We start from the raw sequence: 13,245 nt of genomic DNA, 5'->3' as shown, positions 1-13,245 counted from the left end.
TATATTTACGGGGAAAATCTTCAATATTGCTTACAAATCTTTCAATTCGGAATTATGCCTTGATTGACGACGTGAACGTTTCGTTTTCGGATGGCTTTACCACTATCACAGGGGAAACGGGTGCTGGTAAGTCTATTTTGTTGGGAGGACTCTCCTTGGTATTGGGTAAGCGCGCTGACCTTTCTTCATTGAAGAACAAGGAACAGAAGTGCGTTATTGAGGCAGAATTTGAGATTTCCAAATATAGATTGACGAATTTTTTTGAGGAAAATGATTTGGATTATGAAGATGCCACTATTCTCCGAAGGGAAATATTACCAAGTGGTAAGTCCAGAGCTTTTGTGAACGATTCACCTGTTGTTTTGGATGTATTGAAACAACTTGGTAATCAATTGATAGATGTGCATTCACAGCATCAAACCTTACAACTGACGGAAAACGATTTTCAACTGAAGGTGGTTGACGCGCTGGCAGGGAATGAGGAAAACCTTGAGAAATACGCCGAACAATTAAAAGGGTTCAAAACAGCTTCGCGCCAATTACAGGAATTGGTGGATTTTCAATCCAATTCCACAAAGGAGCACGACTATAATAGTTTTCTGTTGCAAGAACTTGAGGCTGTGCCCTTAAAAGAGGGGATGCAGGAAGAGCTCGAAACCGAATATGGGCAACTTAGCAATGTGGAAAGCATTTTGGAATTACTTTCCCAAGGGCATCAATTGTTGAACGACGAGCAGATGGGAGTGCTGGGTCGGTTTTCAGATTTGAAACAGGTTTTTCAGAATTTATCCGGCTTTGGTCCGGAATATGAAACACTGAATCAGCGACTACAATCCGTGTTCATCGAGATGGATGATGTCTCAACCGAATTGGAACATTTAAAGGATGGAATAGAGGCCGATCCAGAACGATTGAATGTCGTCAACGGAAAATTGCAACAGTTGTATGATCTTCAGAAAAAGCATCAGGTTGCATCCATTCAGGAACTTATCGAAATCAGGGACCAGCTTTCCCAGAAGGTGGATGCGGTGACCAATATCGAATCCAAAATAAAGGAAAAAGAAGCGGAAGTTGCCAAATTAAAGGAAGCGGTTGAAAACTGGACAATGAAGATCAGGAATGCCCGTAATGGCGTTATTCCCAAATTGAAGAACATTCTGCAAGAAAGTCTGCATGGATTGGGCATGCCTTCGGCAACATTCAATATCTCGGTAAGTCCTTCAGACGCTTTTAAGTCCAATGGGGGTGATGATTTGACTTTTTTATTCTCTGCCAATAAAGGTTCTGATTATGGTGAGTTGAAAAAAGTTGCCTCTGGTGGGGAACTTTCCCGTATTATGCTGACCATAAAGTCAATTTTGGCAGAGTACGAGCAGTTACCTACGATGATGTTTGACGAAATTGATACAGGTGTTTCCGGGGAGATTTCCAACCGAATGGGAGATATCATGCAACAAATGGGCAATACCATGCAGGTTTTTTCTATTACGCATTTACCGCAAGTGGCCTCAAAAGGGAAACAACAATTTAAGGTGTACAAAGAAGAAAGCGCTCAGGGAACCACGACACGCATGAAAAAATTAAGCCCGGATGAGCGGATAAGCGAGCTGGCCGAAATGCTCGGGGGCAAGACTTTGTCAGAGTCGGCGTTGGCCCATGCGAAGCAATTGTTGCAGTAGTTTTGTTTCTTTTCCTTCCGTGAAAATCAAAAACGTAAAACTCGATTAGAATAAATATCTTTGTCCGCAAAACCAACGATACACACACTATGGCATACGATCTTTTAAAAGGTAAAAAGGGAATCATTTTTGGAGCATTGGATGAAAATTCCATTGCATGGAAAACAGCGGAACGGGTTCATGAAGAAGGAGGCACTTTCGTGCTTACCAACGCCCCCATTGCAATGCGAATGGGACAGATAAATGAGCTGGCTAAAAAAACAGGCTCAGAGATTATTCCTGCCGATGCTACCAACGAAGAAGATTTGCAAAATTTGGTGACCAAATCCATGGAAATCTTGGGGGGTAAACTGGATTTTGTTTTGCATTCCATTGGAATGTCCGTCAATGTAAGGAAAGGACGTGCCTACACTGACGAAAAGTATGATTTCACAACCAAGGGTTGGGATGTTTCGGCGCTTTCATTCCATAAAGTAATGCAAACGCTTTTTAAGGAAGATGCAATGAACGAGTGGGGAAGCATAGTAGCGTTGACCTATATGGCTGCGCAGCGTACCTTCCCGGATTATAATGACATGGCCGATAACAAAGCTTATTTGGAGTCCGTGGCACGTAGTTTTGGATATTTCTTCGGGAAAGAAAAGAAGGTAAGGGTGAATACCATTTCGCAATCACCGACCCCAACTACGGCTGGACAGGGTGTAAAAGGATTTGGCGGATTCATAAATTATGCGGAGAAGATGTCACCTTTGGGTAATGCTTCCGCAGCGGATTGTGCCGATTATACCATCAGCCTGTTCTCTGATTTGACCAGAAAGGTAACCATGCAGAACCTATTTCATGATGGCGGATTCTCAAACACTGGCGTTAGTCAGGAAGTTATTGACGAATTCAGTGAATAATCAAAAAATATAATCGTAAAAGCCATCCTGTTATAGGGTGGCTTTTGTGTTTCTAAATGCAGTTGAAATTATCCATAATCGTACCGGTTTACAACAGGCCTGAAGAAATTCGGGAATTGCTGGAAAGTCTTTGTTTGCAAACTTTTGAGCAAGATTTTGAGGTGGTGATCGTCGAGGATGGCTCTAGTGAGAGTTCGGAGGAGATTGTGAAACGATTTCAGCAAGATTTGCAGATTTCTTATTATTTCAAATCGAATTCTGGACCAGGAGATTCCCGAAACTATGGGATGAAAAAGGCTTTGGGAAACTATTTCATTATTTTGGATTCTGACTGCATTTTACCCAAACAATACCTCTCTGAGGTAAACGCTGAGTTGGAAAGCGATTTTGTGCATTGTTTTGGAGGACCTGATGCAGCGGATGAATCTTTTACAACAGTGCAAAAGGCCATCAACTATGCGATGACCTCCCTTTTTACTACAGGAGGTATAAGGGGAGGAAGCAAGTCTGTGGGCAAATTCCAACCTCGCAGTTTCAATATGGGGATTTCCAAAGAGGCCTTTGAGAAAGCTGGAGGTTTTGGCAGAATACATCCTGGGGAGGATCCTGATTTGACGTTCCGTATATGGAAAGCGGGGTACGATTCTAGATTGTTTCCGAAAGCATATGTCTACCATAAAAGACGGATAGACTGGAACAAGTTCTTTACCCAGGTCAATAAATTTGGTATGGTACGACCCATATTGAACAAATGGCATCCCGGCACGGCCAAAATTACCTATTGGTTCCCGACCGTATTCATTGTTGGATTATGCTTGTCGTTTATATTGCTGGCTGTGGGAATAATGGCGCCCATGCTATTGTTTTCAGCTTACTTTTTGATACTATTTGTCGACGCTCTCATCAATACAAAAGACATTAAAGTAGCTTTTCTTGCAATTTTTGCGGTCATTATTCAGTTTACAGGGTATGGGGTAGGTTTTCTAAAATCGACAATGTTGCTTAATTTTAGTAACAAGGAGCCTGAAAAACTGTTCCCCAAGCTGTTTTTCAAAAGAAAGTAAGGTGATCAAAAAACTTCTGACAGGAGCTAATAACAGAAAGGTGAAAGTGTTTTCGCTTTTTTTGTTGTGCTCTTTCTTAGCCTGGTTTTTGAGCAACTTGTCAGAATCTTATGAATCTAGGGCGAATTTCAACCTGAACTATAGAAATTTACCGGACACGCTGTTGTTGGGCAACAATTCTGCGAACTCCATGGAGGCCAAGATTAAGACAAGTGGATTCAGGCATTTCTATTTTAATGTATTCAACAAAAGAATCAACATAGACCTTTCCCAGGCCGTTTACGCGAACCAAAGGTATAAGTTGACCGAGGACTTGCTCAAAAAGCAAATTGAGGGCCAGCTCTCGCAGAATATCTCCCTTATTGACATTTATCGTGATGAACTTTTTGTTGACATGTATAAAGTGGCTTCCAAGGAAGTTCCCATAAAGGCGGAAATGGACATTCAATTTCAACAAAACTATATATTGGAGGGCATGCTGGTTGTTGACCCGCAAACTGTGGTCGTTAAGGGACCGCCTGCGGAGATTGACACTTTACAACACGTATTCACTTCAAAAATTCAACTTAATAACATCTCCTCCGATTTTTCGCAAGATATCCCTTTGGTATTTCCCAAAAACATGACAAATAGTATTTTCTCTCGTAGCAGAGTCAATGTTTCAGGAAAGGTTGTCAAGTTTTCCGAGAGGGTATTTGAGGTTCCGGTGATAGTCAAAAACTTTCCAGAAGGATATAACGTAAAAACGTTTCCTGCAACAATTTCTGTACTTTGTAAGGCCACAATAGAGCAGTTGAAAGGTATGGATGCGAATAATTTTGAGGTTGTAGCGGATTATGGCCAACTGACCAATCCCAATGACAACGTCCTTTTTCTACAAGTAACCCAAAAACCCCAAAAGTCTTATGGAGTCCGACTGCTTGAAAATAAGGTTAACTTTGTTTTGGAGCAAAAATGATTGTTGTTGGACTTACAGGAGGCATTGGAAGCGGTAAGAGTACCGTGGCGAACATGTTTCGCGAGCTTGGAGTACCAGTTTACGATTCAGATGTAGAGGCCAAGCAATTGATGAACACATCGGCCAAAATAAAGAAGGCAGTCAAAGCACTTCTTGGAAAAAATGCCTACGTAGAAGGAGCGTTGAACAGAGGTTATATTGCGGATAAGGTGTTCAACGATCCAACACTTTTACAAGAGCTGAATGCCATTGTACATCCCGAGGTTAGAAACCATTTTTTGGATTGGACCGAAAACCAAACCTCCAATTATGTCGTTCAGGAAACGGCTTTGATTTTTGAAAACAGGGTGCAGGAGAACTATGATTATGTGCTGCTGGTCACTGCTCCTATTGAGCTTCGAATGGAGCGTGTGATGGATAGGGACGGTGCCTCGGAAAAAGAGATTCTTGACCGTATGAAAAATCAGATGGATGATGATGGAAAAATGAAGTTGACGGATTTTTGTATTAAGAACATCAATCTAAAAACGACTAAAAGAGAGGTGGAAAAACTACACCGAAAACTTAATCGACTGACCCGCTAGTTCAAAATTTTAACATTTTTGTTAAGGTTAGGTTAAACGGTGGAAGGTCTAAATGTTAAATTTCTAATTTTACCCCGATGAACAAGAAGCTATTCGTTCTTCTCGTCATTCTCATGAGCTTGTCCCTAACAGGAATCATCTTTGTTCAGGTTTATTGGATAAGAACTTCGGTCGACGACAAAGAGGAGCAATTCTCGAGAACGGTTACGGATATATTGGACAAGGTAGCGAGCAGGGTGGAGAAGAGCGAGATCAATTTTTACCTTGACCGGGTGGCTTCGCTGGCAGATAGTATTGGTGAGCCCAAAACATCGCAGTTCAGGAACTTTTTTTTCGTTGACAGAGATGTGAATTCGGATGAAATTCTCTTCTATTCCCATGGGATATTAGAAGAAGATTATAACATAACATCAACGTTCTTTGATAATTCAAGTGGAGAAGACAGTACCACGATTACAAATTACACCAGTAAACGTACCAGAGCTGTTTTTAAGGAAGAATATGGTTTGGACGGGAAGAGCTATAGTTTGACCCCTATCCAGAGAGCCGAGAAAATTGGAGGACTTTCAAGCATTGATAAAGCCGCTTTGGAGGACGTCTTTGCAGAATATGCCAAGAGTCAACCGATCCATACAAGGATTTCAAAAAAGGAATTGGAATTATTGTTGGACCAGGAACTTCGGAACAGAAACATTGATATCGATTTTGAATATGGGGTGTATAGCCAAGGCTATCCCACAAAAATCAAATCAAAAAGATTCAAGTTTTCCGAATCCAAAATGTATAAGGCCCCAATTTTCAAGGATAGTGAAGGCATCTCAAACTTTTCGTTGTTGCTGACTTTTCCGAAGGAGAAGAAATTCATATTCGGATCTATAATGGGCATGGCCATGTTATCATTGGTTTTTACACTGGTAATCTTGGTAGCTTACTCAAGTGCAATATATCAATTGATAAGACAAAAGCAGATATCCGAAATAAAAACGGATTTTATCAACAACATGACCCACGAGTTCAAGACTCCTATCGCAACAATCAATTTGGCGGTGGAAGCAATACGGAACCCAAAGTCTATTGAAGATAAGGATAAAGTGCTGCGCTATTTAGGTATGATTCGTGAAGAAAACAAACGTATGCATGCACAGGTAGAAAACGTATTACGAATATCCAAACTAGAGAAAAATCAGTTGGATATCAGCAAGGATAGGGTAGATGCCCATGATATTGTCCAGGATGCCATAACCCATGTGGAGCTGATAGTCAAGAATAGAGGCGGGTATATCAATTCGCATCTGGATGCGGAAAGATCAGAGGTTTTGGCCAACGATATGCATTTTACGAACGTGGTGGTTAACATGCTCGACAATGCGATCAAGTATTCTCCTGAGCCTCCCAAAATTGATGTTTTCACCGAAATGGTAAAGAACAACATCATAATCAGGATTCAGGATCAGGGAGCTGGGATGAGCAAGGCGGTGCTTAAGAAGGTATTCGAAAAGTTTTATCGAGAGCACACCGGTGATATCCACAACGTAAAAGGCCATGGATTGGGATTGGCTTATGTAAAACGAATTATTGAAGATCATCAAGGCGAAGTATACGCCGAAAGTGAAAAAGGAAAAGGAAGTACTTTTTTTATAAAGCTTCCTTTAATATAGAAAAACAAAATTATGGAAACAGAAAAGAAGAAAATATTGTTGGTTGAGGATGACCCCAATTTTGGGATTGTGCTGAAGGATTATTTGTCCATGAACGACTTTGATGTCGTTTTGGCCAAAAACGGTATGGAAGGCTTTGAAAAATTCAAAAAAGACAATTATGACGTTTGTATTTTGGACGTTATGATGCCATATAAAGATGGGTTCACCTTGGCTAGGGAGATTCGGGAAAAAAATGAAAATGTCCCTATTATTTTCCTTACCGCCAAAACCATGAAAGAAGATGTCTTAAAAGGATATAAGGCTGGAGCGGATGATTATTTGAACAAGCCTTTTGACTCGGAAGTATTGTTGATGAAGCTTAAAGCCATACTTCAGAGAAAAGCTTCCAGCACTTTGGCGGACAGCAAACAATTTGAATTTCAGATTGGTAATTTCCATTTGAATTCAAAGCTTCGTTTCTTAAAATATATGGAGGAAGAGCCTATTAAACTTTCACCCAAGGAAAACGAGTTGCTTCGACTTCTTGCACTCCACGAAAATGACTTAATGCCTCGTGAATTGGCATTGACCAAAATATGGAGAGATGACAATTACTTTACATCCAGAAGTATGGATGTTTACATCGCCAAACTTCGAAAATATTTGAAGCGTGACGACGTTGTTGAAATCTTGAATATTCACGGGGAAGGATTTAGATTGGTGATCAAAGCGGAGAACCAATAATAACTTTTCCCTTACGATAATTTTGAACCACCTTTTTGGGTGGTTTTTTTATACAAAAAAGTAGAGTATGGAGACGGTCAACATTCCCGTAAAAGCCAAAATTGTGGTCATCATGGTCCACGACTTAAAGGTCTGTTTTTCCGTAATGCCCAGGTATTGACCCACAAGCCAAAAACCACTGTCATTTACATGCGAAAAGATACTGGCACCGGAAGCAATGGCAATGACCATACAGGCCAATTCGATTGGACTTAAGGCGGCATTTATGAGTAAGGGAGACACCAGTCCGGCAGCGGTAATCATCGCCACGGTTGATGAGCCTTGTACAATCCGAACAATGGCAGCACTTATGAATGCAAAGGCGAGCACCGGAAATCCTGCGTTGCTGAGTGAAGTGGCCAAAAGTTCACCAGCTCCAGTATTTGTCAAAACCTGTTTAAAAACACCTCCTGCACCTGTCAGTAAGATGATAGTGCCAGCTGGAGCTAACGATTTGGTGGAGATTTCAAACAGTTGGGCCTTGGTAAACCCTCTTTTGAGTCCGAAGAAATACCAAGCTAAGATATTTGCAATGATAAGCGCGGAAAAAGGATGGCCAACAAGGGCAATTGTTTTTAATACCACGGGAGAGGTGATGCCCAAAGCTCCTGTTGAAGCAATAGTATTCAATAAAATCAGTACAATCGGGAAAGCAATTATCGAGAGGGTTTGACCAATGGGAGGCAATGCGGATGGAATTGAATGTTCAATCTCTTCTGGAGCTGCTACAAATATCTTTTTTGCGATTAATCTTCCGAAAAGTAGGCCAGCTATCAATGCAGTTGGAATTCCAGCTAAGAAACCAACTAAAATAACCCATCCCAGGTCTGCACCCACAATATCGGCCACCGCAATAGGCCCTGGGGTAGGAGGGATGAAGGCATGGGTGATGGCCAAACCGGCCAACAGCGGAATTGCATATAACAACAAGGATTTTCCTGTTTTCCGCTGCAAAGCATAGATCATGGGAACCAAAATGATAAATGCTACGTCAAAAAACACGGGAATAGCAATCAAAAATCCTGAAATGACCATAGCGGAAGGAGCCTTTTTCAAACCAAACTTGGTGACCATAAAGTCTGCAATGGTCTTGGCACCTCCCGAGGATTCCAAGATGGCACCGAACATCGCACCTAATCCAACAACGGTGGCAACAAACCCCAAGGTACTTCCCATTCCTTCCTGAATGGTTCCGATAATTTCCTTGGCATCCAAACCCGCAATCAAACCAACCGTGATACTTCCTATGAGCAACGCCAAGAAGGCATGGATACGTAGTTTTAAAATCAGAAATAACAATACGGCAATACCACCGACTACGGCGATGATCAAGTTGGTCTCTATCATTGGATTTGATTTAGGATTAATTGGACGATATTCTCGGGAGTATGGGAAACAGAAACCGCTATCGCCTTGGATGGCGGCTCAAGCGTATCAAACTGGGATTTCAGTAGTTCCAACGGCATAAAATGCCCTTTTCTATTTTCCAATCGCGATTTGATAAGTTCAAATGAGCCTTCTAAATAAACAAATCGCAAAGTGTCACCCATATCATTTTGCAGCAACTTCCGATAACTTTCTTTGAGTGCGGAACAGGCAATGATTGCCCCTTGTGACCTATGTTCTTTAGCCAACAGGTTCAGTCTTTCTAACCACCCTTGTCTATCATGGTCGTTCAAGGGCTGCCCTGCACTCATTTTTTTGACATTGGCTTCTGGATGAAAGTCATCCCCATCATAAAAAGGAATGTCCAATGCCTCTGAAAGCAAATTACCTATGGTTGATTTTCCGGTACCGGAAACACCCATGACCACCAAAACTGTGTTGAAATTATCCATTGGTATGTGAGAGTCGCTGTTTTATTTTGGTTACGATTTCTGAAGGTTCTTCATTGTACTTGACCCATAAAATGGATTCATTTTTACGTAGCCAAGTAAGTTGTCTTTTTGCAAATCGTCTGGTATTTTTTTTGATTTCGGAAATTGCAAAATCTAGGGTGAAATTACCGTCAAAATATTCAAAAAGTTCACGATAACCAACAGTTTGTAATGCATTTAAGTTTCGGTGCGGTAGTAATTTCTTTGCTTCCTCGATCAAACCACCCGATATCATGAGGTCAACGCGCTGATTGATGCGCTCATAAATTATCTCCCTATCTGCCTCTATTCCCACATAAAGTGAATCAAACTTTCTTTTTGTTTGCTTTTGATTTAGGAAGGACGAAAAGGGTTTGTCTGCACTAATGCAGACCTCCAAAGCCCGAATCAATCTATGCGGATTCTCTAGATCAACCATGGCATAATATTTTGGATCTTTCACCTTCAATTGCTCCTGCAAATAGGTTATCCCTTTCTCATTGTACTCCAGATTCAAATGTTCGCGAAGCTTGGGGTCTACCTCTGGAAAATTGTCAAGTCCTTTCACAACCGCATCCACATAAAGACCGCTTCCACTGACCATTACGGCATGGTCCTTTTCTTGGAAGAGCTTTTCTAGGGTTACAATGGCTTCTTTTTCAAAATCTCCCACAGAGTAGAATTCCGAAATACTTTTATGTTGGATAAAATGATGGGGGACAGCGCTTAATTCCTCTTCTGAAGGTACTGCTGTACCGATTTTCATTTCCTTAAAAAATTGACGGGAATCTGCGGATAGGATTTCAGTTTGAAAATGCCGGGCGATTACAATGCCCAACCTGGTCTTTCCGATGGCAGTGGGCCCAACAACCGCAATCAAGGTTTTTGAACTCATAACAATTCTCCACAATTATAGCAGTGGGAGGCTTCATCTCGATGCCCTTCCGCTGTACAACTAGGACATGCTTGGGTGTTGGTGTGTACCACGCTTTTAGCCTTGTCACCATTTCTGTGTTTGGAAAATTCAACCGTGACAATGCCCGTTGGAACCGCTATAATTCCGTAACCCAATACCATGATAATCGTGGCTAGGAACTGCCCCAAATTGGTCTGGGGAGCAATATCTCCATATCCTACGGTGGTCAAAGTAACTATAGTCCAGTAGATACTCCTAGGAATACTGGTAAAGCCGGCCTCATCGCTTTCAATGAGATACATGACCGTTCCCATGATCACAGAAAGAATAAGCACCACGTAAATAAAAACCGCAATTTTGGCCCTACTTGCTTTTAATGCTGCCTTCAGAACAGAGGCTTCACCCATAAACTTGACTAATTTTAAAATCCGGAAAATTCTAAGCAATCGAAAAGCCCTTACCGCCAATAATACTTGGGATCCAGCCAAAATATAGGACAGATAAAGAGGGATGGTGGAAACGAAATCGATAATCCCGTAAAAACTGAAGACATATTTCCAAGGTTTTTTAATGCTAATTAGCCTGGCAATATATTCTAGGGTAAAGAAAATAGTGATAACCCATTCCAACGTAAGTAAAACTTTGTGGTAATGCAGGTCTATCTCTTTAATGCTCTCCAGCATCACAAGGACAACACTTAAAACGATAAGGAAAATAAGAACAATATCGAAGAGCCTTCCTAAAGGGGTATCTGCTTCATAAATAACTTCATGCAGCCTATGTTTCCAACCAGAATGTACTTCTTGTCTTTTCAAAGGGAAAGCGTTAACTCCAAAACCTTGAGTTTATTATTTTTTCTCAAATAAGATTCAATAATAAAAGTGGTGTTTTCATCATCCGACATTGGAGTAATAATCGATTCTAATATATGAATATTATTTATTTGGTGATTCAACTCAACATAACCAAAACCTTTCAAAACACCGTTCTTGATTAATATTAAACTGTGCTCTCCTAACTCACGACCTCTGTCCAACAACACGATAGTCCTGTTTTTAAGGCTGTATTTGTCCAGGGCGCTTACAATTTTTTGGTTGTATTCCGGAGCATTTTCACTTGTTGTATAGTCTTGGACAGAACCATTTTGCGAGAGTTCCAATACCTGTTCAAGCCCTAATGAAATAGGGCTGAGTTTGAACTCTTCGCTGATTTTCTTTAGGAAACTTTTGGCCGAGGGAACTCCGTTGAAACCCATTTTAGGGTGCTTCTGAAACCTGCTTTTTACGATTTCGGGCTCAATAAAAGGGCTTCCATTCTTTGAAAAGTTGATGACATGCGAAAAGAGGTTCTTTTTCGCAATACTATTGTGTTTGGGCCTTGTCTTCTTTAGCTCTTCATATTCTTTTAGGATAGCGATCAATTCACTTCCCGTGCGCTCAAAAGTGACTTTTTTAGTCTCCTTTTGCAGTTTTCGCGCCAATTGGCCAATGTTGGTAAAATGTTGGTTGACCCTTCTTTTCGCATCTTTTGTTTTGCCCAAGAAAATAATCTCACCTTCCTTGTCGTGCATGTAATACACACCGGTTTCCGAAGGCAATTCAGAAACAATATCCAATTGGGTAGGGGACAGTTCTCCCAGGGATTCTTCGCGTGTTACTTCCCTGATGATGGTTTTTTCTGTGTCCTTATCCAAGAGCAGTTTAAAGAGCTTCAAAGTTGCAATCGCATCACCATTGGCACGGTGACGGTCACTCATGGGAATACCTAAAGATCTAACCAGCTTCCCTAAGCTGTGCGATTCCGCTTCTGGTAGCAACTTTTTGGCCAAATCGACCGTACAAAGTGTTTTCCTTTGGAAATCATAACCTAACCGTCGGTACTCTGTTCTAAGGATTCGATAGTCAAACTGGGCGTTATGGGCCACAATGATGGCGCCTTCTGTAATTTCAACAATCCGTTTTGCCACCTCATGGAACTTTGGGGCGGAACGGAGCATTTTATTGTTGATTCCCGTGAGCTTTGCTACAAAAGGTTGGATTTCACGCTCAGGATTCACCAAACTCATGAATTTGTCCACGACCTTATGTCCATCAAATTTGTGGATTGCGATTTCCATGATACCCTCCTCATTGTATTTTCCTCCGGTGCTTTCAATATCGAGTATGGCGTACATCAACTGTATGGTATGATTACGAATAATTACGTGCACCAAAGATACTACTTCCTATGCGTACCATGGTGCTACCTTCTTCAATATCAATGGGATAGTCACCGCTCATGCCCATTGACAACACAGAAATGTCCGGTAGTTTCTCACTTAAAAAATCATATATGGACTTCAAATGCGCAAATTCTTTTCGTATTTGAGACTGATTTTGGGTATAGGTGGCCATGCCCATCACCCCGACAATTTTAATGTTTTCCAGATTCCCAAAATCTTCAGAGGACAAAATAGCTTCCAATTCCGTTTTGTCCAGTCCAAATTTGGTCTCTTCTTCAGCAATGTGCATTTGGAGCAGACAAGGTATTATCCGCTGGTGTTTTTTGGCCTGTTTATCAATCTCCTTCAACAACCTGAAACTGTCCACCCCATGAATCAACGAAACGTATTCCGCCATGTATTTCACCTTATTGCGTTGTACATGGCCAATCATATGCCACTCAATATCCTTGGGCAAGCTTTCCCATTTCTGGGTCATCTCCTGAACCTTGTTTTCGCCAAAAACCCTGTGCCCGGCCTCATAAGCTTCCAAAATAGCCTTGTTGGGCTTGGTTTTGGAAACGGCTACTAAGGTAACCGTTTGGGGGAGCTTGTCTTTAAGAGTGATAAGGTTATCTTTTATGGACATACTTTGAATCTTCA

General features: G+C 41.3%; 13 protein-coding genes. 7 read left to right on the top strand and 6 right to left on the bottom strand.

Annotated features, from left to right (window positions below; genetic code table 11):
* Nucleotides 1-26: 26 nt before the first annotated feature.
* From recN to ACULLH_RS07085, 7 genes are all read left to right on the top strand, one after another.
* On the top strand, nt 27-1,679 hold the full coding sequence (recN, locus tag ACULLH_RS07115) for a DNA repair protein RecN (protein WP_454088050.1): 1,653 nt from the start codon (nt 27-29) through the stop codon (nt 1,677-1,679).
* An 89-nt stretch (nt 1,680-1,768) separates the two neighbouring features.
* Nucleotides 1,769-2,581, top strand: coding sequence for an enoyl-ACP reductase FabI (locus ACULLH_RS07110; protein WP_454088049.1), 813 nt, complete (start codon nt 1,769-1,771; stop codon nt 2,579-2,581).
* Nucleotides 2,582-2,637: 56 nt separating this feature from the next.
* Entirely contained in the window at nt 2,638-3,645 is a 1,008-nt protein-coding gene (locus ACULLH_RS07105; protein ID WP_454088048.1) for a glycosyltransferase, read from the top strand.
* Between the two features lies 1 nt (nt 3,646).
* Complete coding sequence (locus ACULLH_RS07100) at nt 3,647-4,603, top strand: CdaR family protein (protein ID WP_454088047.1); 957 nt, start codon at nt 3,647-3,649, stop codon at nt 4,601-4,603.
* Complete coding sequence (gene coaE, locus ACULLH_RS07095) at nt 4,600-5,187, top strand: dephospho-CoA kinase (protein ID WP_454088046.1); 588 nt, start codon at nt 4,600-4,602, stop codon at nt 5,185-5,187. Before ACULLH_RS07100 ends, coaE begins: the two co-directional genes overlap by 4 nt.
* 77 nt (nt 5,188-5,264) lie before the next feature.
* Nucleotides 5,265-6,845 (top strand): sensor histidine kinase, encoded by a 1,581-nt coding sequence (locus tag ACULLH_RS07090; RefSeq protein ID WP_454088045.1) that lies wholly within the window; start codon nt 5,265-5,267, stop codon nt 6,843-6,845.
* 12 nt (nt 6,846-6,857) lie between these two features.
* Entirely contained in the window at nt 6,858-7,571 is a 714-nt protein-coding gene (locus tag ACULLH_RS07085; protein ID WP_420602036.1) for a response regulator transcription factor, read from the top strand.
* Nucleotides 7,572-7,619: 48 nt separating this feature from the next.
* On the opposite strand, the gene ACULLH_RS07080 is transcribed toward ACULLH_RS07085, so the two are convergent.
* Genes ACULLH_RS07080 through ACULLH_RS07055 form a run of 6 tightly spaced genes read right to left on the bottom strand, consistent with a single transcriptional unit; the run spans nt 7,620 to nt 13,231 of the window.
* On the bottom strand, nt 7,620-8,957 hold the full coding sequence (locus ACULLH_RS07080; protein WP_454088044.1) for a GntP family permease: 1,338 nt from the start codon (nt 8,955-8,957) through the stop codon (nt 7,620-7,622).
* Nucleotides 8,954-9,448: a gluconokinase gene (locus ACULLH_RS07075; RefSeq protein WP_454088043.1), complete on the bottom strand. Its 495-nt coding sequence runs from the start codon at nt 9,446-9,448 to the stop codon at nt 8,954-8,956. The genes ACULLH_RS07080 and ACULLH_RS07075 overlap by 4 nt, the downstream gene beginning before the upstream one ends.
* Nucleotides 9,441-10,361, bottom strand: coding sequence for a tRNA (adenosine(37)-N6)-dimethylallyltransferase MiaA (gene miaA / locus ACULLH_RS07070; protein WP_454088042.1), 921 nt, complete (start codon nt 10,359-10,361; stop codon nt 9,441-9,443). The genes ACULLH_RS07075 and miaA overlap by 8 nt, the downstream gene beginning before the upstream one ends.
* Nucleotides 10,358-11,197, bottom strand: coding sequence for an ion transporter (locus tag ACULLH_RS07065; protein ID WP_454088041.1), 840 nt, complete (start codon nt 11,195-11,197; stop codon nt 10,358-10,360). Before ACULLH_RS07065 ends, miaA begins: the two co-directional genes overlap by 4 nt.
* Entirely contained in the window at nt 11,194-12,555 is a 1,362-nt protein-coding gene (locus ACULLH_RS07060) for an exonuclease domain-containing protein (protein ID WP_454088040.1), read from the bottom strand. The genes ACULLH_RS07065 and ACULLH_RS07060 overlap by 4 nt, the downstream gene beginning before the upstream one ends.
* Before the next feature lie 16 nt (nt 12,556-12,571).
* On the bottom strand, nt 12,572-13,231 hold the full coding sequence (locus ACULLH_RS07055; RefSeq protein WP_454088039.1) for a YggS family pyridoxal phosphate-dependent enzyme: 660 nt from the start codon (nt 13,229-13,231) through the stop codon (nt 12,572-12,574).
* Between the last annotated feature and the right edge of the window lie 14 nt (nt 13,232-13,245).

The sequence above is a fragment of the Flagellimonas sp. 2504JD4-2 genome (assembly GCF_053642935.1).
The sequence above is the reverse complement of the archived record's forward strand: the minus strand, read 5'-3'. Positions and strand labels throughout refer to the sequence as shown.